Source organism: Alloalcanivorax mobilis, assembly GCF_002864685.1.
Classification (GTDB): Bacteria; Pseudomonadota; Gammaproteobacteria; order Pseudomonadales; family Alcanivoracaceae; genus Alloalcanivorax; species Alloalcanivorax mobilis.
The window spans coordinates 87,380-112,143 of sequence record NZ_NMQZ01000014.1; the positions used below are offsets into that span (position 1 = coordinate 87,380).

The following is a 24,764-nucleotide window of genomic DNA, read 5'->3' on the forward strand; positions in this document are numbered from 1 at the left end:
ACTCATGGACCAAATCGCTCAACCCCCGGTGGCGGCGGCCGAGCGCGGCGCGGGTGCGCGCTTGGCCGATTCAGCGTGTACAATTGCCGCTTTCGATTGCCAGGCCGGGGGCGCGGCGCGCTCCGCCGGCGTGAACCCGGGGTGGCCCGCTGCGATCACCCAAAGCGCGGCCGCGACCACCCAAGGAGAGTCCATGACCCTGATTTCATTCAATATCAACGGTATTCGTGCGCGCCTGCACCAGTTGGAAACGCTGCTGGAAAAGTATCAGCCGACCCTGCTCGGCCTGCAGGAAACCAAGGTGCACGACAGCGAATTCCCGGAACAAGCGGTTCGGGACATGGGCTACCACCCGTACTATTTCGGCCAGAAAGGCCATTATGGCGTGGCCATTCTGACCCGCGAACCGCTGGAAGAAGTGCACTACGGCTTTCCCAACGACGGCGAAGAAGCACAGCGAAGAATGGTGATCGGCCGCCTGCGCGACGCCGAAGGCAACCCGGTCACGGTGCTCAATGGCTACTTTCCGCAAGGCGAAAACCGCGCGCATCCGACCAAGTTTCCGGCCAAGAAAAAATTCTACGAAGACCTCCAGGACTATCTGCAACGCTACCACACGCCCCAGGACCAGCTTGCCATCATGGGCGACTTCAACATCTCTTCCACCGATCTCGACATCGGCATCGGTGAGGCCAATCGCAAGCGCTGGCTGCGCGAGGGCAAAACCAGCTTCCTCCCCGAGGAACGGGAGTGGTGGCAGCGCTTGATGGACTGGGGGCTGGTGGACACTTTCCGCCACCGCCATCCGGACACCGACGACGTGTTCTCCTGGTTTGATTATCGCTCACGGGCCTTTGAACGGGATCCGCGCCGGGGTCTGCGCATCGACACCGTGCTGGCTACGCCGCCCTTGCTCAAGCGCCTCACCGATACGGGCGTGGATTACGACATCCGTGCCATGGAACGGCCCTCGGACCATTGTCCGGTGTGGAGCCGGTTTGATCATCTGGGCAATCCCTGAACGTCATGAGTCACTTCGTGTCATGAGTATTCATCTGCACCCGGAAAAACTGCGCCCCAATCTGGATGGCCTCGGCTTTCTGATCGACGTCTTTATGATCGTGCTGGTGGTCGCCAACCTGTCGCTGATCCTGTTCGATTGGGCGTTCCGGCTCGACCTGGTGCAAGGCGTTATGCAGGAATACACACCGACGCTGTTCCAGTTCTATAACAATCAAGTGCACGCCAATTTCGTGCGCATCGACCTCTGGTTCGTGGCGATTTATCTCACCGAGTTCGTGATTCGCTGGGGCTTCGCCATCGGTCGGCGCACCTACCATCGCTGGTTTTTCTTTCCGTTCGTGCACTGGTACGACCTGCTCGGCTGTATCCCGGTCGGCAGCTTCCGCTGGCTGCGGATACTGCGCCTGATCAGCCTGATGTACCGCCTGCAGCGCTTGGGCGTGGTGGACTTTTCCGAAACCGCCGTGGGCCAGGCGGTGATCAAGTATTACCGGGTGCTGATGGAGGAGATTTCCGACCGGGTGGTGATCAACGTGCTGGAGGGCGCGCAACGGGAGATCCGCACCGGCGGGCCGATGATGCATCGCATTGAACGGGAAGTGCTGGCGCCCCGGCGGGCGCAGCTGGTCGATTATCTTGCCGGGCGCATCGCCGACGCCACCCGGCGCAGCCACGATCAATACCGCGACCAGCTTTCCGATTACCTGGTGCACCTGACCGACGAGGCCGTCAATCGCACCGCCGCCGGCCGCCGCCTGGCGATGATCCCGGTGGCCGGCCCGCGCGCCATTGCCCTGCTTGGCGAAACGGTGCGCGATTCCGGTACCGCTTTGGTCGAACAACTGGTCGAGGACATCAGTGACCCGGCCTATCGGGAACGGCTGGATACCCTGATCGACAACGTATTGAGCGCCTCCAGTGGCGACAGTGGCAAACTCAACGAAATGGTGAAACAGACGCTGCTGGAAATTCTCGATCACGTGAAAGCGCAGGTCGCGGTGCAGCACTGGAAGAGCGAGGAACAAGGCGCGCCGGAGCCCTCGCCCACGCCGCTTGACCCGCGCAACGCCGTCCGCCAGGACTGACCGGTGGCTTTTAAGTTTTAACTTTCAACACCTTCATCCCTCCCCGGGGGCGCGCAGCCAGCGCAGCCGGGCGCCGCCGGCGGCGGCCACTTCCACTTCCAGGGCGGCCACGGCGCCGACTCGGAAACCGGGCCGCGATGCCGGGTCGCCGGTCCAGATGCCGGTGAGCAGTGACACCAGCGGCATATGGCTGACCAGCAAAAGGTTGTCGCCCTCGGGTTGTCGGATCAGCCAATCCAGTAATTGCTCCGGGTGCGCTTCCGGCACCAGGTAGCCGCAGGCCTCCTGCTCCATGCCGCCGTACACCCGGGCGATGCACAGGGCGGTTTGCTGGGCGCGGCGGTAGGGGCTGGCGATCAGGCGGTCAATGCGCACCCCTTCTTCACTGAGCGTCTGCCACAGCGCCATCACTTCCAAGCGACCCCGTTCGGTGAGCGCGCGTTCCGCGTCGGTGGGCCCTTGCGCCATGGCTTCGCCGTGGCGGCACAGATACACCTTCAACTGCGGACTCCGTGGAAGCTGAATTCCACGTCGTGTTTGTGCTCGCCTCCCATCAACCGCGCCACCATGGTGTCCAGCGGCTTGTGCTCGTAGATGATCTCGAACAGGGCGCTGGCCAGAGGCATGTAAACATTGAGCTCACGGGCGCGCCCGGCCACCAGCTTGATGGTGTTGATGCCCTCGGCGGTTTGTCCGAGGCGGGCCACCGCCTGATCCAGCGACAAGCCCTGACCGAGCTGCTGCCCGACCTGATAGTTGCGCGACAGCGACGACGAACAGGTGGCAATCAAGTCACCGACGCCGGCCAGGCCCAGGAAGGTGAGCGGGTTGGCGCCCATCTCCACGGCGAAGCGGCTCATCTCGGCGAGTGCGCGGGTGAGCATGAAGCTGCGGCTGTTTTCACCCACACCCACCGCCGCCGCCAGGCCAGAGGCCACCGCGTAGATGTTCTTCAAGGCGCCGCCCAATTCCACGCCGTACATGTCCGGGTTGTCGTAAACGCGGAAATAGTCGCAGCTCAGAGCGTCCTGAATGGTCTGGCAGAGCTCGCTGTCGGCGCTGGCGATCACCGTGCCGGTGAACTTACGCTCGACGATTTCGCGGGCCAGATTGGGGCCGCTGAGCACGCCGATGCGGGTGTGCGGCCATTCCCGCTCGAGCAACTGGCTCATCAGCAGGAAGCCCTGTTCGTGGATGCCCTTGGTGCAGCTCACCACCAGGGTATCGTCAGCTACCTTGGGGCGCGCCTGGCGCAGCACCTCGACGAAGGCGCTGGAAGGCACCGCCACGAAGATCAGATCGGCACCGCCGAGCACCTCGTCGAGATCCTCGGTGGCGTGCACGCCTTCCGGCAGGGCTTGTCCGGGCAGATAACGGGGGTTCTCCCGGTCTTCGTTAATCGCCGCCGCGGTCTCCGGATCGCGCACCCAGAGCCGGGTGGTGTGGCCGTTTTCGGCCAGAATGCTCGCCATGGCGGTGCCGAAACTGCCGCCACCCAGGATCGCGGCGGTGTGCTTCTTAACGCTCATCGGCCGGCTCTCCGTGGCTCACTTCGGAACCGTGCAACCGGGAACAGCGCCGCCCTGGGACGGGCCAGAACGGCGGCAAAACTGTCTCTGTGCGGGGCCATGCGGGCACCTTTTTTCGCTGCCGGCCCGAAGGCCGGGTGAATCGAATTCGAGGCATCATACTCGGCCCGGTGAGCACTAATCCAGCCACCGGGCCGATCGCGCCTCAGGCGCCGCCGCTGGCGTGCTCCTGCAGCAGACGATTCAGGCGCCGGGCGGTGGCGGCCGGGTCCCGGGGCAACTGGCCTTCGGCCAACAATGCCTGATCCAGCAGCAGCTCCGCCATTTCCGCGAATTCGCCGTCGGCCTCGACCCGCGCCAACCGTTCGATCAGCGGGTGGCTCAGGTTCACCTCCAGAACCGGCTTGCTCTCGGGCACGCTCTGCCCGGCCGCTTCCAGCATCATGCGCATCTGCGGGCCCAGCTCGTCCTTGCCCAGCACCAGACAGGCCGGCGACTCCACCAGCCGGGCGGTGGGCCGCACCGTCTCTACCTGCTCACCCAGCACCTCGGCCAGACGTCCGGTGAGCGGTGAATCGCCGATTTTGGCGGGGGTGTCTTCGCCGTCCATCTCCAGCTCGCCACGGGCGGCGTTGACCAGCGACTTGCCCTGGTATTCGTTCAGGAAACCCACCATCCACTCGTCCACCCGCTCGGTGAGCAGCAGCACCTCGATGCCTTTTTTACGGAACACTTCCAGATGCGGGCTGTTGCGCGCCGCGGAAAGATTGTCGGCGAGCAGGTAATAAATCCGCTCCTGGCCTTCGGCGGCCCGTTCCAGGTAGCTGTCCAGGCCGACGGTGGCGCCCTCTTCGCCGGCGCTCGAGGAAAACCGCAGCAGCGCGGCGATGGCTTCACGGTTGTCGCCGTCCTCACCGATGCCTTCCTTGAGCACCTGGCCGAACTGGGCCCAGAAACCGGCGTAGCGCTGCTCGTCCTGGCTGAGTTTCTTCAGCATCTGCAGCACCCGCTTGGTGAGCGCGGCGCGGATCTTCTTCACCGGGCCGTAGTCCTGCAGCAGTTCGCGGCTGACATTGAGTGGCAGATTGGGTGCGTCCACCACGCCTTTGATAAAGCGCAGGTACAACGGCAGAAACTGCTCCGCGTCGTCCATGATGAACACCCGCTGCACATACAGTTTCAGGCCACGGTTGCCTTCCCGGTGGTGCAGGTCGAAGGGCGCCCGCGCCGGCACATACAGCAGGCTGGTGTATTCCAGCGCCCCTTCCACTTTGTTGTGGCTCCAGGTCAGCGGGTCCTGGAAATCGTGGGCGATGTGCTTGTAGAAACCCTGGTATTCCTCATCGCTGACTTCGTTGCGTGGCCGTTGCCACAAGGCGGTGGCGGAATTGATGGTCTCCCACTCGCTGTCGCGCTTCTCGCCGTCGTCACCGGCCTCGGCGGGCTTCGCCATGAGAATCGGAAACGCCACGTGATCGGAATACTGCCGGACCACCTCGCGCACCTTGAAAGTGTCCAGGAACTCGCGCGCGTCCTCGCGCAAGTGCAGCACCACCGACGTTCCGCGCGGTTCACGCTCCACGTCCTCGACGATGAACTCGCCCTGGCCGTCGCTTTCCCAGTGCACGCCCTCGTTGCTGGCGGCGCCGGCCCGACGGCTGAACACTTCAACCCGTTCGGCGACGATAAAGGCGGAATAAAAGCCAACCCCGAACTGTCCGATCAATTGAGCGTCTTTCTTGCTTTCACCGGTGAGCCCGGCGAGAAACTTCTCGGTGCCTGAGCGGGCAATGGTGCCCAGATTGTCGATCACTTCCTCGCGGCTCATGCCAATGCCGTTATCGGCGATGGTCAGCGTGCCCAAATCAGCATCGGCGGCGATGCGGATCCAGGGCTCCGGATCGCGCTCCAGCAAGGCGGCGTCGTCAAGCGCCTCGAAACGCAGTTTGTCGCAGGCGTCGGAAGCATTGGAAACCAGCTCCCGCAGGAAAATTTCCCGATTGCTGTAAAGCGAATGGATCATCAGGTTCAGCAATCGGGATACTTCCGCCTGGAAGCCCCGGGTCTCGCGATTTTGCGTCATCGAATTCTTCTCCGCAAAGAGTCAACAGGAACACAGTGGCCATGCCGGCCGTGCATCCGGTAATGGGTGGGCGGGGGCCAAATTTCAAGAGCACGGGGGCCGCGCAACGGTGATTGACAGGCTGTGGCTAGCGCGGCGCGCCGGCCAGATCCCGCAGGGCGTTTTCAAGGGTGGGGAAGCGAAACACGAAACCCTGGTCTTCCAAACGGCGCGGATAGACCCGTTGCCCGCCCAGCATCAGGCCCGCGCGCTCGCCGAGGCCGAGCCGCAATAGCGGTGCCGGCATCGCCCAGGGCGCCGGCCGGCGCACCGCGCTGGCCAGGGCATGGTGGAAATGGCGCTGGGTCACCGGCCCCGGGGCGGTGGCATTGAAGATCCCTTCCACGCCGGGGGTCTCCACCGCGCGCACCAGGATCGCCACCATGTCGTGTAGATGAATCCAGCTCAGCCACTGGCTGCCGTCGCCCAGCCGCGCGCCCAGCCCCAGCCGGTACACCGGCCACAGGCTGGCCAGCATGCCCCCCTCGCGGCCCAGCACGATGCCGGTGCGGATCAAACACAGGCGCATGCCCAGGCGGCTCGCTTCGCGGGCGGTTTGCTCCCAGGCGTCGCAGAGCCGGTAGCCGAAGTCCTTGCGCCGCGCCGCACTGTGTTCAGTGAGCTCGGCGTCGCCGGCGTCGCCGTAAAAGCCCACCGCCGAGCCACTCACCATCACCCCCGGCGTGTGCCGCAACCGACGGGCCAGCATCACCAGGGCGCGGGTCACATCCAGGCGCGAGTTCATCAGGGTCTGTTTGCGCGCCGGCGTCCAGCGTTTGCTGAACAGGTTTTCGCCGGCCAAATTGATGATCGCGTCCAGGGCTTCCTGGTCATCAATCCGGTCCAGGCTGTCGATCACCCGGGTGTCCGGTGGCAGACAACCGGCCGCGCGCTCCGGGCGGCGGCTGAGCACGGTCAGCTGGTGGCCGTGCCGGGCCAGCCGCTGGCACAGCGCCTGGCCAATAAAGCCGCTGCCTCCGGTGATCAGTATGTTCACGGTGCCTCCGCGATCGACGCCACATCGGTCAGATCGAAGAAGTATTCCACGCCGCCGGCCCCCATGGAAACCGCCAGGGTAATGCGTTCCTGGTCCGCCGCGCGCAGCACGCCCTGATGCCGCTCGCCGCTGTTCAGGCTGACCGTCACCCGGCGCCCCACCAGCGCCTGTTCAACGCTACCCATTGGCGCCGACTCCAGCTCCGGCAGCTGATCCGCCTGGCGAGCCCCGGCCTGCGCCGCCGGCGCTTCGTTGGCGATGCTCAGCCGTTCGCCTTGCTCTTCCAGATCCAGCGCCGCCACCCGCTCGGCGGCCAGTTCCAGATCGGCGCGTCCGGCCCCCATCGCCACGCGCAGCCAGAGCCGGTCGCTGGCCACCCGCAGCAAACGCCCTCGGGTGTGCCGGCCGGCACGGTCGATCACGGTGACGTCCTGGCCCACCGCCGTGGCCAGATCCTTAAAGTCGGCGATCTGGCGCACCGGCCAGTGCGCGGCCGGCGTCTCGGCGGTGTCGGGGGATGAGCTGGCCTGCGCGGCTGGCGGGTCGTTGCCTCCGTCGTGCGCCGCTTCCAACGTTTCGCCACGCAGTGAACCCGGAGTCACCGACCAGCCCACCGACGATTCCGCCAACGCCATCCAGCGACGTTGCACGGTGCCATCGGTGAGGACAATGCGGGCCTGCACTTCGCCTTCCCGCTGCGGGCGATGCAACTTGACGTGTTCAATCACCAGGGTGTCGATGGCGCCGTTCGGGTATTGGGTTTGCAGGTACTGCTCGGCCACATAGCCCAGGGTATCGGGATGGTCGAAATCAAGATCGACCTCGCCATTACGGAAGCGCAGATGGTTGGTGTAGGCGGTGAAGGTGCCCACCAGATAGCTTTGCCGGTTGTCGGGCAACACCAGCTGCAGACGGCCCCTGAGCTGATGCCGGTCCAGCGGCGCCAGGACCAGCTCCAGCCGGTAGCCGTTATGGAAGATCCGCGTCTCGGGGTAATGATGCCCGGACGGCCGCCAGGACAGGTGCACATCCGGGGCGTCCCGATCAGCCGGGTTGATCAGCAATGTGCGCCGTTCGTTGAGGGATTCCGCCGTCCAGCCGAGCATCACGCTTATCGACAGATCGGCCAGAAAGCCCTCGCCCTGGCTGACACTGAGCACACCATTGATCAGGCTGGCCCGGGGCGTGGTCAGGGGCTGACCATGAACGCGACCGGCCAGCGGTTGGCCCTCGCCACGCGCCATCAGCAGCGCCGCCTGCTGGGAAGCCACGAACGCGCTCGGCGTGGTGGCGATCGTGCCCGTGAGCAACGGTCCCCGGGGCGGGCCGGGCTGCGGCAGCGCTGGTTGCTGGGTGGCGATCAGCGCCAGCCCGCACAGCACGCAGACCGCGCCCAGCACGCGCAGAAGCGCCAGACGGCCATAGGCGTCCCAGTTTTCCTGCACCTGCCGCCAGCCGGCCAGGGGCAACAGAAACAGCAGCGCGCTGTGCCCCCGGAACGCGGCCTGCCTGAGCAACCCCACGGTCGCCATGATCACGATACTGACGCCCGCCACGACCAGCCATTCAGCCATTTTTCATGTTCTCCCCGATTGGCGACGACAGGCCGGCAAAGCTCGCCGATGGTCCCGGCCGCGCGTTGACGAAACGCCGATTGGAAGCGCCATCGCGCGGCAGGGCTCAGCTTACAAAGCCCGCCGTGCGCATGCCACCGTTTCGCCGCCGGCGGCGCGGCGTGCTGGTCAGGCTTTGACGGCGATCACACCCGCCGCCACCGCCAGGCCGGGTATGACGGGGCTTTGCCGGTACCGTGACCGAAGGTCCGCGCGCCGGTCATCGGTTTTCATAAAAAAACGCTTGTCTGAAGGAAATCCAAACGTTATATAGGCGCTGAGGTGGTCAGGTTGGACGCTGTCTGGTTCGGCGTCCCTTGGTACCCGGTTGTTTACGGCGGTTCCATTTGGCAGGGAGACGACCATGAGTAGCCGACGCGCTGAGCATGACTATGAGTCGGATGAGTTGCTAATGAACGATGACTTTGAATTCGATGATGTAACCGATGACGATGATGCCCAGGAGGAGCGCGCGGCCCGCCCACGCAGCTTCAACATGGACATGCGGCATCGTATTGAAGACCGGTTGGAGGAGCGCCGTCTCAAGCGCGAGCTGAACGACTACGAAGCCTTCGATCTGGAAGACGAAGACGACACTCTGCATTAAAGGGGGTGGCCGCCACACCGGCGTAACGCGGTTAGACCGTTGGTGCGCCTTTGTGAAATGGCCAGTGTTGTCAGGGCAGCGACATCGGCGCCGGGCGTGCCGTTAATCCCGGTGTTCGAACGCCAATGTTCCCGCCACAAAAACCCGCCACAAAAAAGGCCGGCTTTCGCCGGCCTTTTCGCAACCCTGCCCTGTTACCAGCCGGTCGCTTTCTTCACACCCTCACCAATCTCGGCGGGGTTGCGGACGGTGACCACACCGGCCGCTTCCAGGGCGGCGAACTTCTCGTCCGCGGTGCCCTTGCCACCGGCGATGATCGCGCCCGCGTGGCCCATCCGTTTGCCCGGAGGCGCGGTGACACCGGCGATGTAGCTGACCACCGGCTTGGTCACGTGCTCCTTGATGTAAGCGGCCGCTTCGTCTTCCGCGGTGCCGCCGATCTCGCCGACCATGACAATGGCTTCGGTCTGCGGATCGTTCTGGAACATTTCCAGCGCGTCGATAAAAGTGGTACCCGGAATCGGGTCGCCGCCAATACCGATGCAGGTGGACTGACCGTAACCCAGTTTGGTGGTCTGGTTGACCGCCTCATAGGTCAGGGTGCCGGAACGGGACACAATGCCCACCTTGCCCGGCTTGTGGATGTGACCGGGCATGATGCCGATCTTGCACTGGCCAGGGGTGATCACGCCCGGGCAGTTCGGCCCGATCAGGCGTACACCGCCCTTGCGAATCAGGTATTCCTTCACGTACAGCATGTCCAGGGCGGGGATGCCCTCGGTGATGCAGACGATCAGCTCGATGCCGGCGTCCGCCGCTTCGATGATGGAATCCTTGCAGAACGGCGCCGGCACATAGATCACGGACGCGGTGGCGCCGGTGTCCTTGACGGCGTCGGCGACGGTGTTGAACACCGGCAGGCCGAGGTGGGTCTGACCGCCTTTGCCCGGGGTGACGCCACCGACCATCTTGGTGCCGTACTCAATCGCCTGCTCGGAGTGGAAGGTGCCCTGGCTGCCGGTGAAACCCTGGCAGATGACCTTGGTGTTCTTGTCGATCAATACGCTCATTTGGCACCTCCAGCGGCTTTCACCACCTGCTCGGCGGCGTCGTCAAAACTTTCCGCGGCAATAATATTCATGCCACTCTCGGCCAGCTTCTGGGCGCCCAGTTCGGCGTTGTTGCCTTCCAGACGCACCACCACCGGCACGTTCACACCCACTTCCTCGACGGCACCAATAATGCCTTCGGCGATCAGGTCACAGCGCACGATGCCGCCGAAGATGTTCACCAGCACGGCTTTGACTTTGTCGTCGGAGAGAATGATCTTGAACGCTTCGGTGACCCGTTCCTTGGTGGCGCCACCGCCCACGTCCAGGAAGTTGGCGGGCGCGCCGCCTTTCAGTTTCACCAGGTCCATGGTGCCCATGGCCAGGCCGGCACCGTTGACCATGCAGCCGATGTTGCCATCCAGTGCCACATAGTTGAGGTCCCATTCGGCGGCGCGGCGTTCGCGCTCGTCTTCCTGGGAGGGATCTTCCAGGGCCTTGATGTCGGGGTGACGGAACAGCGCGCTGCCGTCCACATTGATCTTGGCATCCAGACAGTGCAGATCGCCCTGCTCGGTGATCACCAGCGGGTTCACTTCGATCAGCGCCAGATCCTTGTCTTCGAACAGCTTCGCCAGGCCCACGAAGATTTTCGCGAACTGGTTGACCTGCTTGCCTTCCAGACCCAGCTTGAACGCGATTTCACGGGCCTGATAAGGCTGTGCGCCGACCAGCGGGTCGACCAGGGCCTTGAGGATTTTTTCCGGGGTTTCCTCGGCCACCTTCTCGATTTCCACGCCGCCCTCGGTGGACGCCATGAACACCACCCGACGGGTGGAGCGATCGAACACCGCGCTCAGGTAAAGCTCCTGGGCGATGTCGGTGCAGGTTTCCACCAGAATCTTGGTCACCGGCTGGCCGCGCTCATCGGTCTGGAACGTGACCAGACGCTGGCCCAGCCATTTCTTGGCGAACTCGGCGGCTTCCTCGGCGCTGTTGACCAGCTTCACGCCGCCGGCCTTACCGCGGCCACCGGCGTGTACCTGAGCCTTGACCACCCATTTGTCGCCTCCGATTTCCTTCACCTTGGCGGCCACCTCTTCCGGGGTGTCGCAGGCGAAACCTTTGGAAACCGGCAGGCCGTAATCAGCAAAAAGCTGTTTCGACTGATACTCGTGGAGATTCATGCCTTAACTTCCGTCAGCTTGTCTGTGGATAGCGCTCCCGGCGCTGCAAAAAAGTCGGGGCCTTGGCGGGCCCCGCTTTCGTTTTTCAGGGCCCGTGTTGGCGTTGCCCTATTTTTTGCGGCGGCGTTGCGCCACGTGAATAGCCTTGTAATCGGTCGCCAGAGCGGCCTCGTGCACGGTCTCGGAGAGGCTCGGGTGCCCGAACATCATCAACTGCAGATCCTCGATGCTGGAGCCGAACTCCATGGCGATGACACCCTGCTGAATCAACTCCGAAGCCTGCGGACCCAGCACGTGCATGCCAAGAATCCGATCGGTCTTTTCATCGACCACGAATTTGACCATGCCGGCGGGCTCGCCGGCCGCCAGGGCGCGACCATTGGCGGCGAAAGGAACGACACCGGTTTTGTACGGCTCGCCCGAGTCCTTCGCTTCCTGTTCGCTCTTGCCGACCCAGGCCACTTCCGGGTGGGTATAGATAACCCCGGGGACGGCGTCGTAATTCACCTGGGTGTGCTCCCCGGCGATCACCTCCGCCACCATTACGCCCTCTTCGATGGCTTTGTGAGCCAGGGCGGGACCGCGCACCAGATCGCCAATGGCGTAGACGCCGGGCACATCGGTACGGCACTGGTTGTCCACGTAGATGTAATTACGCTCGTCCAGTGTCACCCCGGCATCCTGGCTGAGCAGCCCTTCGGTGTAGGGGCGGCGGCCAACGGCGACGATCAGGCGATCATAGGTTTCCTCATGCTCTTCACCATTGAGCGTGTAGGTGACGCGCACGGAATTTTTGTTTTTCTTGGTTCCAGTGACCCGCGCACCCAAATGGATGTCGAGCCCCTGCTTGGTGAACAGTTTCATCGCCTCTTTGGCGATCTGCTGATCGACGGTGGGCAGGAACGTATCCACCGCTTCCAGCACCGTGACTTCGCTGCCCAACCGGGACCAGACACTGCCCAGTTCCAGGCCAATGATGCCGGCGCCGATCACGCCCAGCTTTTTCGGCACGGCGTCGAATTCCAAGGCGCCGGTGGAATCCACCACGATGTTCTGGTCGACTTCGGCGGGGGGAATCGCCACCGGCACCGAGCCGGCGGCCAGCACCACGTTTTCGGCTTCCAGCGTTTGTGCTTCGCCGTCGTGGGGAGTGAACACCACCTGCTTGTTGGCTTTCAGCTCGCCGCTGCCTTGCAGCCAGGTGACCTTGTTTGCTTTGAACAGGGACGCCACGCCACCGGTGAGCTGAAGAACCACTTTGTCCTTGCGCTCCTGCATGGCTTTCACGTCCATGCCGAGCTTGCCCACCTGGATACCGTGGTCGGCGAACGCGCCTTCCGCTTCATGGTACTTCCAGGAAGAGTCGAGCAACGCCTTGGAGGGAATACACCCCACGTTCAAGCAAGTGCCGCCCAGGGCCGGCTGATCCTGCTTGTTGATGCGCTTTTCGATACAAGCGGTGTTCAGGCCAAGCTGCGCACAGCGGATCGCGGTAACGTACCCGCCAGGGCCGCCACCGATCACGATGACATCGTACTTGTCAGCCATAACTCAATCCTTTTCTCGACGCCTGCATGCTCCACGCGACACGCTCTCACGCCTTCCAGCGTGTTGCGTGCAAGCGTGCCGCGTGCAAGCGAAAAATCAAATATCCAGCAGCAGGCGCGCCGGGTCTTCGATGAAGTTCTTCACGGTGACCAGGAACTGCACCGCTTGCTTGCCGTCGATCAGGCGATGGTCATAAGACAGCGCCAGATACATCATCGGCAGGATTTCCACCTTGCCGTCCACCGCCATGGGACGCTCCTGGATCTTATGCATGCCCAGGATCGCGGTTTGCGGCGGGTTGAGGATCGGCATCGACATCAGCGAACCGAACACGCCCCCATTGGAGATGGTGAAGGTGCCGCCGGTCATCTCTTCGATGGACAGCTTGCCTTTCTGTGCCTTCTGCCCATAGTCGATGATCTGCGATTCCACTTCCGCCAGACCTTTCTGGTCGGCGTCGCGAACCACCGGCACCACCAGACCGCGCTCGGTGGAAACCGCCACGCCGATGTCGTAATAACCGTGATAGACCACGTCGTCGCCATCGATGGAGGCATTCACCTCGGGGTGGCGCTTAAGGGCCTCGACGCAGGCGCGGGTGAAGAAGCCCATGAAGCCCAGGCGAACCCCGTGCGCCTTCTCGAAGGCGTCCTTGTAGTTCTTGCGCATGTCCATGATCGGTTTCATGTTGACCTCGTTGAAGGTGGTCAACATGGCCGCGTTCTGTTGCGCGGAAACCAGGCGCTCCGCGATGCGCTTGCGCAAGCGGGTCATCGGCACCCGGCGCTCTTCACGCTCGCCCGGTTCGGCGGCGGGAATCGGTGCCGCCTTGGGCGCCTCGGAAGCGGACGCCGGCTGGCCACTCTGTTTGCTGGCCAGCGCTTTTTCCACGTCTTCCTTGGTGATGCGGCCGGCACGCCCGGTGCCCTTCACATCGGCGGCGGAAAGACCGTGCTCGCTCATCATTTTACGGGCGGCGGGGCCAGCCTGGGCGTCGTCATCGCCCTCTTCCTGTTGTTCGGAAGACTTCTCGGGCTGCTCGGCGCTGTCCTTGTCGGCCTTGTCGGCCTTGGCCGCTGGCTTGTCCTCGGACTCGGCCTTGGCGTCGCCACCACCGGAGCCGGAGCCGGCTTCCAGTTGGCCGAGCACCTGCTGGCTCTCGACCGTGTCGCCTTCGTCCTTGAGGATCTTGGCTACCACGCCGTCCATCGGCGCGACCACCTCGAGCACCACTTTGTCGGTCTCGATGTCCACCAGCAGCTCGTCACGCTTGACCGCCTCACCTTCCTTCTTGTGCCAGGTGGCCACCGTTCCGTCCGCCACGGATTCGGGAAATTGCGGGGCTTTGATGTCTGTCGCCATGCTTATTCCTTACCAATTCAGTTTGGCTTTCGCTATTTGATCTGAAAGGCGTCTTCTACAAGACGCTGCTGCTGTTCAACGTGCAGGGACATGGAGCCCGCCGCCGGAGCGGCGGCCATGTCACGGCCGGCGTAATGCACCATCAGGTCGCTCTTGACCGCCCGCGCCACCCGGAACATGTGGTGCTGAGAGCAATACCAGGCGCCCTGATTCATCGGCTCTTCCTGACACCACACCAGGGTCTCCAGGTTCGGGTAACTCTCCAGCACTTCCTGGAGCCGCTGCTCCGGGAACGGATAGAGTTGCTCGATGCGCACCAGGGCGGTGTCATTCAGATCGTCGGCTTCGCGTTTCTCCAGCAGGTCGTAGAACACCTTGCCGGAGCACATCACCACGCGTTTGATCTGATCGGCGCCGACGTCGGCGCGGTTGTCCAGCACGGTCTGGAAACGCCCGTCGGACAGATCCTCAAGCGATGAAATCGCGCGCTTGTGTCGCAGCAGGCTTTTCGGGCTCATGATCACCAGCGGCTTGCGCAGCGGGCGAACCGCCTGACGGCGCAACAGATGGTAGATCTGTGACGGCGTGGACGGCACGCACACCTGCATGTTGTGCTCGGCGCACAATTGCAGGAAGCGTTCCAGACGTGCCGAGGAGTGCTCGGGACCCTGGCCTTCATAACCGTGCGGCAGCAGCAGAGTCAGCCCACAAAGGCGGCCCCACTTGGCTTCTCCGGAAGAGATGAACTGATCGATCACCACCTGGGCGCCATTGGCGAAATCACCGAACTGCGCTTCCCAGACCACCAGCGCCTTGGGCGTGGTGGTGGAGTAACCGTATTCGAACCCGAGCACCGCCTCCTCAGAAAGCAGGGTGTCGTAAATCTCGAACGTCGGCTGCCCTTCGTAGAGGTTTTGCAGCGGCACGTACAATTCACCGTTTTTCTGGTTGTGAACCACCGCGTGCCGGTGCGAGAAAGTGCCACGCCCGGAATCCTGGCCAGTGAGACGGACCTCGAAACCCTGATCCAGTAGCGACGCGTAGGCCAGGGTCTCACCGTAACCCCAGTTCAGCGCCATGGCGCCGGCGGTCATCTTGCGACGGTCCTCGATGATCTTCTTCACCTGGCGCTGAATCACCACGCCCTCGGGAATCGTCTCCAGACGATTGGCCAGGTCCTGGAGTTTTTTCAGCGGATAGCCGGTGTCCCAGTCATCCTCGACGGCGTGGCCGATGTAAGGCGACCAGTCCACGAACAGCGCCTTGTTGGGCTCGCGCACCAGGGCCTTGACCACATGGTTGCCTTCGTCCAGCGCGTCGCGGTAGTCGTCCACCATCTTCTGCGCCGCCTTCTCGGCGAGCACGCTTTCATTGACCAGCCGCTCCGCGTACAGGGTGCGGGTGGTCGGGTGCGACTTGATCTTCTTGTACATCAACGGCTGGGTGGCCGAGGGCTCGTCGGCCTCGTTATGACCCAGACGGCGATAGCAGATCAGATCGATGACCACGTCTTTCTTGAACTGCATGCGGTAGTCCACCGCCAGCTGGGTGACGAAATAGACCGCTTCCGGATCGTCCGCGTTAACGTGGAAAATCGGCGCCTGCACCATTTTCGCCACGTCGGTGCAGTATTCCGTGGAGCGCGCGTCATCGCGGCGGCTGGTGGTGAAGCCGACCTGGTTGTTGATGATGATGTGCATGCTGCCGCCGGTATGGAAACCCCGTGTCTGTGACATCTGGAAGGTTTCCATGACCACGCCCTGGCCGGCGAACGCGGCGTCGCCGTGAATCAGAATCGGCACCACCTGGTCGCCGTTCTGGTCACCGCGGCGGTCCTGGCGGGCGCGCACCGACCCCTCGACCACCGGAGAAACGATCTCCAGGTGGGACGGGTTGAACGCCATCGCCAGGTGGACCTCGCCACCGGAGGTCTGCACATTCGACGAGAAGCCCTGGTGGTATTTCACATCACCGGAGCCGTTCTCGTTGAAGCTCTTGCCTTCGAATTCACCGAACAGATCACGCGGGCTTTTGCCCAGCGTGTTGACCAGCACATTAAGGCGGCCCCGGTGGGCCATGCCGATCACCAGTTCCTTACCGCCGTAACTGCCGACCCGCTGAATCATTTCGTCCATCAGCGGAATCAGCGATTCGCCGCCTTCCAGGCCAAACCGCTTGGTGCCCGGGTAGCGACTGCCAAGATATTTCTCCAGGCCTTCGGCGGCGGTCAACCGTTCGAGGATGTGCTTTTTGATGTCCTCGCCGTACTGCGGATGGCTGCGCGCGCCCTCAAGGCGTTGCTGCAGCCAGCGCTTCTCCGCGGTGTTGACGATATGCATGTATTCGGCGCCCACCGTGGAACAGTAGGTGCCTTGCAGACAGTCGACGATTTCGCGCAGGGTGGCTTCCGGCTTACCGATGAACAGGTTGCCGGTCTGGAACACGGTGTCCAGGTCGGATTTGCTCAGGCCATGGTGGGCAAGCTCCAGGTCCGGCGCCGCCTCGCGCTCCATGATGCCAAGCGGGTCGAGCCGGGCCATCTGGTGACCGCGGTTGCGATACGCGGCGATCAGATGAAGTACCCTCACCTGGCGGCGTTCGTGCTCGCTGCTGACCGCGCCGGCACCGAACTTGCGCACCCGGGAACGGTTTTTGGCTTCAAGGAGGAAATGCTCGCGCACCGCCGAATGGGGCACGTCGGATTCCACCGCGCCATCGACACTGGGGAGTTTTTCAAAGTAAACGCGCCAGTCTTCCGGCACGGAGTTGGGATCAATCAGATAGGATTCATACAGTTCGTCGACATAGGCCGCATTGGCGCCTCCGATGTGTGAGGACTGCCATTGGCGGTACATGGAACTGTCTTGCATCGTCGCTCGTTCCTTAGCCGGGCCGACGTCACGCCTGTGGGCATGTCATGATGCTCTGTCCACAGGGCCGTGCGCCCTGTTACCCGCGCTTTTGCCATTTACGGAACAGGCGCCTTTTAAGCACTGCTCCACCCTGCTCGCGGTGATCCCGGGGTTACCGGAATCGGTCGATAGTGTATTACGTTTATGGGGCCATTGTTAGGCACTACAAGACCATGGTAGGCCTAATTTGTTCCGATCCGGCGCGTTCGCCACGGCAAAACGCCTCAAACCGATCATAAACAGGGCCAAGCTTAACGAATGCGGCGACGGCGGGCTTCATCTGGTCGCATTCGGATACAAAATTGCTGGACGCTGGACGCCAGACGCCGGACGCCGGACGCCCAACCCGTAGCAGAACACCTTGGCGTGTTTTCTGGTTTGGTATAGCAGGAAACACACCGCACACTTCAGGCTCAGGGTTTAGCGTCCGGCGTCCGGCGTCCAGCGTCCAGCGTCCAGCCAAAAAAAACGGCCCGAAGGCCGTTTTTCTCGTCTCACACGCCCCGCTCCAAGAGCATCGAGCGGATATGCCCGATGGCTCGCGTCGGGTTAAGCCCCTTCGGGCAAACGCTGACACAGTTCATGATGCCGTGACACCGGAACAGGCTGAACGGGTCGTCCATTTTCGAGAGACGATCCTCGGTGGCGTTGTCGCGGCTGTCCGCCAGAAAGCGGTAGCTTTGCAACAGCGCCGCCGGGCCCAGAAACTTCTCCGGGTTCCACCACCAGCTCGGACAGCTGGTTGAGCAGCACGCACACAGAATGCACTCGTAGAGGCCGTCCAGCTTGGCGCGGTCCTCCGGCGATTGCAGCCGCTCAATGGCCGGCGCCGGCGTGTTGTTCTGAAGGTACGGCTGCACCTTCTCGTACTGGTTGTAGAACATGGTCATGTCCACCACCAGATCGCGGATCACCGGCAGGCCGGGCAGCGGGCGCAGCACCAGCGGTTTCTTGCCTTCTTTCACGCCCGGCGCCACGGCGGACAGCGGCGTGATGCAGGCAAGACCGTTTTTGCCGTTCATGTTCATGCCGTCGGAGCCACACACCCCTTCCCGGCAGGAACGGCGGAACGACAGTGACGGGTCCTGTTCCTTGAGCAGGTTGAGCACGTCCAGCACCATCAGGTCCTTGCCCTGGGTGTCCAGCTCGTATTCTTTCATGGCCGGCTCGCGGTCGGTCTCCGGGTTGTAGCGATAGATACTGACTTTCATGGCTACATGTCTCCGTTAGTAGGTCCGCACCTTGGGCTGGAAGGTGTCCACGGTTTTCGGCTTGAAGTTCACTTCGCGCTTGCCAAGTTGCTTGGTGAGCGGATCGAAGATCGAATGGCACAGCCAGTTCTCGTCGTCGCGGTCGGGGAAGTCATAACGCGAGTGGGCGCCACGGCTTTCGGTGCGGCCGGCGGCGGCGATCGCGGTGGCTTCCGCCACTTCCAACAGGTTGTCCAGCTCCAGGGCTTCGACACGGGCGGTATTGAACGCCCCGCTCTTGTCCTCCAGGTGCGCGTTGGCGATACGCTCACGCAGATTGGCCAGCTTCTCCACGCCCTCTTCCATCAGGTCACCCTTACGGAACACACCGAAGTGGTTCTGCATGGTGCTCTGCAGCTCCTTGCGCAGGGACGCCACCGATTCGCCGCCTTTCGACTCATCCCAGCGACGCACCCGGGACAGAGCGCGATCAAGGTCGTCGTTGCTGGGCTCGTACTGGGTCATGCCCTGGCGCAGCGCGTCCTCGATATAGAGGCCGGCGGCGCGACCGAACACCACCAGATCGAGCAGCGAGTTGCCGCCCAGTCGGTTGGCGCCATGCACCGATACGCAGGCCACTTCGCCCACCGCGAACAGGCCATTAACGGCCTGGGCGTCGCCCTCGTGGCCGCCGCTCAGTTTCAGCGCCTGGCCATGAACGTTGGTGGGAATACCGCCCATCATATAGTGGCAGGTCGGCACCACCGGAATCGGCTCTTTCACCGGGTCCGTGCCGGCGAAGGTGATCGCCAGTTCGCAAATGCCGGGCAGACGGCTGTGCAGTACTTCCTCGCCGAGATGGTCGAGTTTCAGGTACACGTAGCTGCCGTCCGGGCCGTCGCCGCGACCGTCGAGGATCTCCATCATCATGGAGCGGGCCACCACGTCCCGGGACGCCAGGTCCTTGGCGTTGGGCGCGTAACGCTCCATAAAGCGCTCGCCATCCTTATTGATCAGGTAGCCGCCCTCGCCCCGGCACCCTTCGGTGACCAGCACGCCCGCGCCGGCGATGCCGGTGGGGTGGAACTGCCACATTTCGATGTCCTGGACCGGCACACCCGCACGCAGGGCCATGCCCACGCCATCGCCGGTGTTGATCAGGGCATTGGTGGTCGAGGAGTAGATGCGCCCGGAGCCGCCGGTGGCGAACACCGTGGCCTTGGCTTTGAAGAACACGGTTTCGCCGCTTTCAATGTTGATGGCGATGACGCCACAGACATTGTCCTGGCTGTCCTTGACCAGCTCGGCGGCGTACCACTCATTATAGAACTGGGTGCCGCTTTTCAGGTTCTGCTGGTAAAGGGTGTGCAGCAACGCGTGACCGGTACGGTCAGCGGCGGCGCAGGTACGGGCGGCCTGGCCACCCTCGCCAAAGTTCTTGGACTGGCCACCGAACGGGCGCTGGTAGATGCGGCCTTCCTCGGTGCGCGAGAACGGCAGGCCCATGTGATCCAGCTCGAACACCGCTTCCGGACCGACCTGGCACATATATTCAATGGCGTCCTGGTCACCGATGTAATCGGAGCCCTTGACGGTGTCATACATGTGCCAGCGCCAGTCGTCGTTGGGATCGGACGAAGCAATGGCACAGGTGATGCCGCCCTGGGCGGACACGGTGTGTGAACGGGTCGGGAAGACCTTGGAAATCAGCGCGGTCTTGAAGCCGGATTGCGCCATCTGCAGGGAGGCGCGCATACCGGCGCCACCGCCGCCAACGACGATTGCGTCAAAGGTGATCGTTCTAATGGACATCGATTATGCGCCTCCCCAGATCATCAGCAGGCCCCACAGCACGTACACGAGCAGCAACAGGGCAATCACCATCTGCACCACCAGACGAACCTTGGTGGCGGCTTTGCCGAAGGTCAGGCTGGTCAGATAGTCAGTGGTAACACTCCACAGGCCGATCCAGGTATGGGCGGCCACGGAGAGCACCAGAAGAGTATTGGCGATCCGCATCGGCGCGGAGCCCATGAAGGCGGACCAGGTGTCGAAATCCAGATTGGACTGGGTGATCAGAAAGCCCAGCATGCCGATCATGTACACGGCAATCACCACAGCGGAGACCCGCTGGATCAGCCAGTCATAAAGGCCGTTACGGCCCAGACTTGTTACGCTGGTTACCATATCCAGGCTCCTGCCAACAGAATCAGTACCGCGGTGACGATAAACGTGGCGGAAGCACCACGACGGCCACCTTCCAGAGTTTCACCCACGCCCGTATCCATGATCAGGTGCCGGATACCCGCCACCAGGTGATAGAAAAGCGCGGCGAGAATCGCCCAGACCACCAGCTTTAACAGTGGCGAGGTCATTAGTTGTTTAAAATCCGCGAAGCTCTCGGGGGACGCCAGGGAGCGATCCATCATCCAAAGCAGAATCGGCAGGGCCACGAAGATGGCCACGCCGGTCACGCGATGGGTAATGGATGCAATGGCGGTGACCGGGAACTTGATCGTCGTGAGATCGAGGTTGACGGGTCTTTTGTCGTTCACGGTAGCCTACACTTTTGCCGGGCTCCGGGTGCACCGGAGCGGTTGTCGGGAACTTGACACCGTCGGCGAGATCAGAATGTGAAGATCGGAAACCGAAGAGTGCCCGGGCCGGGGTGGAGCCCACTGGGAACTCCGGGGTCAGTCCGTCATGATCGATGAAGATCGCAAGGGACTGAGCCGGAGACTCCTTCGCGGGCGGCAGTATATCGCCGCGTCCCCGGCAAAACAAACAGGTTACTGACGCTTTTCTCCGTGCGGTGAAGATATTCGCGCCGTCGCCATGGCACGCGCAAACCACACCGGCCATGAACTGATCACGGAGTAAACAGCGCGTCCACGACAATGCGACGCCGGCCGCCGAAATCGCTTCACGCGCCACCATGGGTGGCCCGGTCGGCGATGTGGCGCTTGCCAAGGCATTTAGAAGTTCGGGCTAACGCTTTGTTTTATAAAGGCAGTTTCCCATCGAACCGGCGAAGGGGTGGCGCGCCGGAACGGCGAAAGCGCTCTAATCAGCTGTTTACGCTGCAAAAGTCGCCTTTGTGACACGGGTCCTTCTCGTTGACAAAGACCCACCAAAACTTTAACGTCCCCCGCGCTCTGGAGGACCTTGGGAGTCGTGGGCCGCCGCTCGACGGCAACGGCTGAACGGCTCCTTTACCCCAATTGGGGTACCCTCTATACACCGAGGAGAAATTCCCATGACCGAGAAGAAAGCCATTCTCAAGGTAGAGGGCCGGGACGATCTGGAACTTCCGATCCACACGCCGACCCTGGGTCTCGACGTGATCGACGTCTCTTCCCTGACCGCCAACGGCATCTTTACCTTCGACCCGGGCTTTACGTCCACCGCCTCCTGCGAATCCAAGATCACCTTTATCGATGGTGAAGTGGGCAAGCTGTTGCACCGTGGCTACTCCATCGAGGAGCTGGCCTCCAGGTCCGACTACCTTGAGGTGTGCTACACCCTGCTCTACGGCGAACTGCCGACCGCCGAGCAGAAGGACCAGTTCGTCGCCACCGTGAAAAGCCACACCATGGTGCACGAGCAGATCCGCAACTTCTTCAATGGCTTTCGCCGTGATGCCCATCCGATGGCCATCATGTGCGGTGTGGTCGGCGCGTTGTCCGCGTTCTACCACGACTCCCTGGACATCAATAACCCGCAGCATCGCGAGATCACCGCCTACCGGCTGATCGCCAAGATGCCGACCATTGCGGCGATGTGCTACAAGTATGGCCTTGGCCAGCCGCTGATGTACCCGCGCAACGACCTGGGCTACGCGGAAAACTTCCTGCACATGATGTTCGGCAACCCGTGCGAGGAATCGAAGATCAGCCCCACCCTGGCGCGCGCCATGGACAAGATCTTCATCCTGCACGCGGATCACGAGCAGAACGCCTCCACCTCCACGGTGCGCCTGGCCGGCTCCTCCGGCGCCAACCCGTTCGCTTGTATCGCCGCGGGCATCTCTGCCCTGTGGGGCCCCGCCCATGGCGGTGCCAATGAGGCGGTGCTGAACATGCTCGACGAGATCGGCGACATCTCCAAAATCGACGAGTACATCGCCAAAGCCAAGGACAAGAACGATCCGTTCAAGTTGATGGGCTTCGGGCACCGGGTTTACAAGAACTACGACCCCCGTGCCACGGTGATGCGTGAATCCTGCCACGAAGTGCTGGCTGAACTGGGCGTCAACGATCCGCAGCTTGAGCTGGCCATGAAGCTCGAAGAGATCGCGCTCAGCGACCCCTACTTCAAAGAGAAGAAGCTGTTCCCGAACGTGGACTTCTACTCTGGCATTATTCTCAAGGCGATCGGCATCCCGACCTCCATGTTCACCGTGATCTTCGCCTTGTCCCGCACCGTGGGCTGGATCGCGCATTGGAACGAGATGATCTCCAATCCCTACAAGATTGGCCGTCCCCGCCAGCTTTACACCGGCGAGACCGAGCGCGAATTCGTTCCGCTCAACGAGCGCGACTGAAGCGCCACCCCGCCGAGAAAGAGAAGCCGCCTCCGGGCGGCTTCAGGTTGCTGACAAAGCCCTGGTCATTTGACCGGGGCTTTGTTGTTATTAGGGTATGCTAAAAGATCCCGGTCCAACCCAACACGAGCTGGAGATGGTGACCCTGGAAGAGCTGGTGCCTTCCGATCACCTGCTCCGGCGCATTGATGCCATCGTCGATTTCTCATTCATTCGCGACGAAGTCCGCCACCTCTACTGCGACGACAACGGCCGCCCGGCGCTGGACCCGGTGGTGTTGTTCAAGGCGCTGTTCATCGGCTATCTGTTTGGGATTCGCAGCGAGCGGCAGTTGGTGCGCGAGCTGCAAGTGAACGTGGCGTATCGCTGGTTCCTGGGGCTGCGGTTGACCGACAAAGTGCCGGACGCCTCGACCTTCAGCCAGAACCGGCGGCGCCGGTTCCGCGACAGCGACATCGCACAGAGGCTGTTTGACCGGATCGTGGAGCAAGCGATGGAGCGGGGCCTGGTGGGCGGTCGCATCCTGTACACCGACAGCACGCACATCAAGGCCAGCGCCAACCGGCATCACTATACGGTTGAAGACGTTGAGGTGAGCCCGCAAGCCTATCTGGCGGAGCTGGAAGAGTCGGTCACTGAAGACCGGGAGGCGCACGGAAAAAAGCCGCTGCCGCCTCGCCCCGAGGCGGAACCGGAGACGGCGCGCAAAAAGATCAGTAAGACGGACCCGGACAGCGGGTACATGGTGCGAGAGGGCAAGCCCAAGGGGTTCTTCTACCTGGACCATCGCACGGTGGACGCCAAGCACACGATCATCACGGACGTCCACGTGACGCCGGCGAGCGTGCACGACAGTGTGCCGTATCTGGAGCGGCTGGACCGTCAGAGCGAGCGGTTCGGGTTCGAGGTGGAAGCGGTGGGGCTGGACGCTGGGTACTTCACGGCGGCGATCTGCCAGGGTCTGGACAAGCGTGAACTGTATGGGGTGATCGGTTACCGGCGGCCGAACAAGGCCAAGGGGATGATGGCTAAGCGGTTGTTCGTTTATGACGAGACGAACGATGTCTACCGCTGCCCGGAGGGGCAAGCGCTGCGCTACGCGACCACCAACCGGCAGGGATACCGGCATTACCAATCGGACCCGGCTTGGTGCCGGAGCTGTCCGAGGCTGGCTGAGTGCACGCGCAACGACAAAAAGCAGAAGACGGTGACGCGTCATGTCTGGGAAGCGGCGAAGGAACGGGTCAATCGACACCGTCTGGAGTCGGAGGGGAAGCAGGTCTACGAGCGACGCAAGGAGACGGTGGAACGCAGCTTCGCGGACGCCAAGCAACTGCATGGGTACCGCTATGCGCGAATGCGGGGTCTGGCGGGGATGCGTGAGCAGGCGTTGCTGTCGGCGGCGGCGCAGAACTTGAAAAAGATGGCGTTGGCCGCCTGAAGGGTAGTCTCAAGGCGTTTTACCGGTCTAGTAAACGCCGCAGGCGACTTGCTCGTTCCCTAACGGCGACTCGTCCTTCCGGTTCGACCCTGGCTCCTCGAACCGGCCCGGCCCAAGAGTCCACTCTCCTGATCCACGGATCACCGCCCAGAAACGACGAACCCCGCTCAAGGCGGGGTTCGTCAGCAACCTGAAGCCGCCTCCGGGCGGCTTTTTTTTGGTTCATCGCGCTTTAGCGGGAATTGATTCAATGCCGATCCATTTCCCATCGCCGCTGACGCCCTGTTGGGCGTTCTACTTGATTCGTGGCGTTGCCACTCACCCTTCGGGCCGCCTTCGGCGTTCCAGCCGCAAGCGGCTGGGCTTGCTTGTCCAAGAAAGTAGACACATCCCGCGCAGCGGGTGAACGCACGCAGTGCGGGCCGTAGGCCGAGGCGAAGCCCCTCTTTTTATGAAGAGAAGGAAGGACACCCCGTTGTGTCGCCCTTCGGGTTCCCGTCCTGTCTATGAAGGGAGACGGGAAATTGATGGCCGGGTCGGCGACGAGACGAGCCTG

At 62.6% G+C, this 24,764-nt stretch carries 19 protein-coding genes; 5 read left to right on the forward strand and 14 right to left on the reverse strand.

Annotated features, from left to right (window positions below; all coding sequences use genetic code 11):
* Positions 1-193: 193 nt before the first annotated feature.
* Together xthA and CGS25_RS09230 are read left to right on the forward strand one after the other, a co-directional pair.
* Positions 194-1,021, forward strand: a complete 828-nt coding sequence (xthA, locus tag CGS25_RS09225) for an exodeoxyribonuclease III (protein ID WP_089032107.1) — start codon at positions 194-196, stop codon at positions 1,019-1,021.
* 22 nt (positions 1,022-1,043) lie between these two features.
* A complete protein-coding gene (locus CGS25_RS09230) occupies positions 1,044-2,108 on the forward strand; it encodes an ion transporter (RefSeq protein ID WP_089032108.1) in 1,065 nt (354 codons plus the stop codon).
* 33 nt (positions 2,109-2,141) lie between these two features.
* Here CGS25_RS09230 and sixA read toward each other — a convergent pair whose 3' ends face one another.
* From sixA to CGS25_RS09255, 5 genes are all read right to left on the reverse strand, one after another.
* Positions 2,142-2,603: a phosphohistidine phosphatase SixA gene (gene sixA / locus CGS25_RS09235; protein ID WP_089034495.1), complete on the reverse strand. Its 462-nt coding sequence runs from the start codon at positions 2,601-2,603 to the stop codon at positions 2,142-2,144.
* 2 nt (positions 2,604-2,605) lie between these two features.
* Complete coding sequence (locus CGS25_RS09240) at positions 2,606-3,637, reverse strand: NAD(P)H-dependent glycerol-3-phosphate dehydrogenase (RefSeq protein ID WP_089032109.1); 1,032 nt, start codon at positions 3,635-3,637, stop codon at positions 2,606-2,608.
* Between the two features lie 205 nt (positions 3,638-3,842).
* The gene (gene htpG, locus CGS25_RS09245) at positions 3,843-5,720 is read right to left on the reverse strand and encodes a molecular chaperone HtpG (protein ID WP_089032110.1); all 1,878 of its coding nucleotides are present in this window, start codon (positions 5,718-5,720) and stop codon (positions 3,843-3,845) included.
* Between the two features lie 127 nt (positions 5,721-5,847).
* Positions 5,848-6,756, reverse strand: a complete 909-nt coding sequence (locus CGS25_RS09250) for a TIGR01777 family oxidoreductase (protein ID WP_089032111.1) — start codon at positions 6,754-6,756, stop codon at positions 5,848-5,850.
* On the reverse strand, positions 6,753-8,330 hold the full coding sequence (locus CGS25_RS09255) for a hypothetical protein (RefSeq protein ID WP_089032112.1): 1,578 nt from the start codon (positions 8,328-8,330) through the stop codon (positions 6,753-6,755). Before CGS25_RS09255 ends, CGS25_RS09250 begins: the two co-directional genes overlap by 4 nt.
* Before the next feature lie 403 nt (positions 8,331-8,733).
* Here CGS25_RS09255 and CGS25_RS09260 point away from each other — a divergent pair, with 403 nt between their 5' ends.
* Positions 8,734-8,976, forward strand: a complete 243-nt coding sequence (locus CGS25_RS09260) for a PA3496 family putative envelope integrity protein (protein WP_101675287.1) — start codon at positions 8,734-8,736, stop codon at positions 8,974-8,976.
* A gap of 194 nt (positions 8,977-9,170) precedes the next feature.
* On the opposite strand, the gene sucD is transcribed toward CGS25_RS09260, so the two are convergent.
* The 9 genes from sucD to sdhC all read right to left on the reverse strand — a co-directional run bounded on the left by sucD (position 9,171) and on the right by sdhC (position 20,779).
* A complete protein-coding gene (gene sucD / locus CGS25_RS09265; RefSeq protein WP_089032114.1) occupies positions 9,171-10,046 on the reverse strand; it encodes a succinate--CoA ligase subunit alpha in 876 nt (291 codons plus the stop codon).
* Positions 10,043-11,212 carry an ADP-forming succinate--CoA ligase subunit beta gene (gene sucC, locus CGS25_RS09270; protein ID WP_089032115.1) on the reverse strand — a complete coding sequence of 390 codons (1,170 nt, stop codon included), beginning with the start codon at positions 11,210-11,212 and terminating at the stop codon, positions 10,043-10,045. Before sucC ends, sucD begins: the two co-directional genes overlap by 4 nt.
* Positions 11,213-11,320: 108 nt before the next feature.
* Positions 11,321-12,760: a dihydrolipoyl dehydrogenase gene (gene lpdA / locus CGS25_RS09275; protein ID WP_089032116.1), complete on the reverse strand. Its 1,440-nt coding sequence runs from the start codon at positions 12,758-12,760 to the stop codon at positions 11,321-11,323.
* A 96-nt stretch (positions 12,761-12,856) separates the two neighbouring features.
* The gene (gene odhB, locus CGS25_RS09280; protein WP_101675288.1) at positions 12,857-14,122 is read right to left on the reverse strand and encodes a 2-oxoglutarate dehydrogenase complex dihydrolipoyllysine-residue succinyltransferase; all 1,266 of its coding nucleotides are present in this window, start codon (positions 14,120-14,122) and stop codon (positions 12,857-12,859) included.
* A gap of 32 nt (positions 14,123-14,154) precedes the next feature.
* Positions 14,155-16,992: a 2-oxoglutarate dehydrogenase E1 component gene (locus tag CGS25_RS09285; protein ID WP_101675289.1), complete on the reverse strand. Its 2,838-nt coding sequence runs from the start codon at positions 16,990-16,992 to the stop codon at positions 14,155-14,157.
* A gap of 536 nt (positions 16,993-17,528) precedes the next feature.
* Positions 17,529-18,245 (reverse strand): succinate dehydrogenase iron-sulfur subunit, encoded by a 717-nt coding sequence (locus CGS25_RS09290; RefSeq protein WP_101675290.1) that lies wholly within the window; start codon positions 18,243-18,245, stop codon positions 17,529-17,531.
* A 15-nt stretch (positions 18,246-18,260) separates the two neighbouring features.
* The gene (gene sdhA / locus CGS25_RS09295) at positions 18,261-20,036 is read right to left on the reverse strand and encodes a succinate dehydrogenase flavoprotein subunit (protein ID WP_089032120.1); all 1,776 of its coding nucleotides are present in this window, start codon (positions 20,034-20,036) and stop codon (positions 18,261-18,263) included.
* A 3-nt stretch (positions 20,037-20,039) separates the two neighbouring features.
* Positions 20,040-20,411: a succinate dehydrogenase, hydrophobic membrane anchor protein gene (gene sdhD, locus CGS25_RS09300; protein ID WP_101675291.1), complete on the reverse strand. Its 372-nt coding sequence runs from the start codon at positions 20,409-20,411 to the stop codon at positions 20,040-20,042.
* On the reverse strand, positions 20,405-20,779 hold the full coding sequence (gene sdhC / locus CGS25_RS09305) for a succinate dehydrogenase, cytochrome b556 subunit (protein ID WP_089032122.1): 375 nt from the start codon (positions 20,777-20,779) through the stop codon (positions 20,405-20,407). Before sdhC ends, sdhD begins: the two co-directional genes overlap by 7 nt.
* Before the next feature lie 701 nt (positions 20,780-21,480).
* Between sdhC and gltA the strand changes: the two genes are divergently transcribed.
* Both gltA and CGS25_RS09315 read left to right on the forward strand, forming a co-directional pair.
* Positions 21,481-22,767: a citrate synthase gene (gene gltA, locus CGS25_RS09310; RefSeq protein WP_089032123.1), complete on the forward strand. Its 1,287-nt coding sequence runs from the start codon at positions 21,481-21,483 to the stop codon at positions 22,765-22,767.
* 97 nt (positions 22,768-22,864) lie between these two features.
* The gene (locus CGS25_RS09315; protein ID WP_101675292.1) at positions 22,865-24,208 is read left to right on the forward strand and encodes an IS1182 family transposase; all 1,344 of its coding nucleotides are present in this window, start codon (positions 22,865-22,867) and stop codon (positions 24,206-24,208) included.
* Positions 24,209-24,764: the final 556 nt, after the last annotated feature.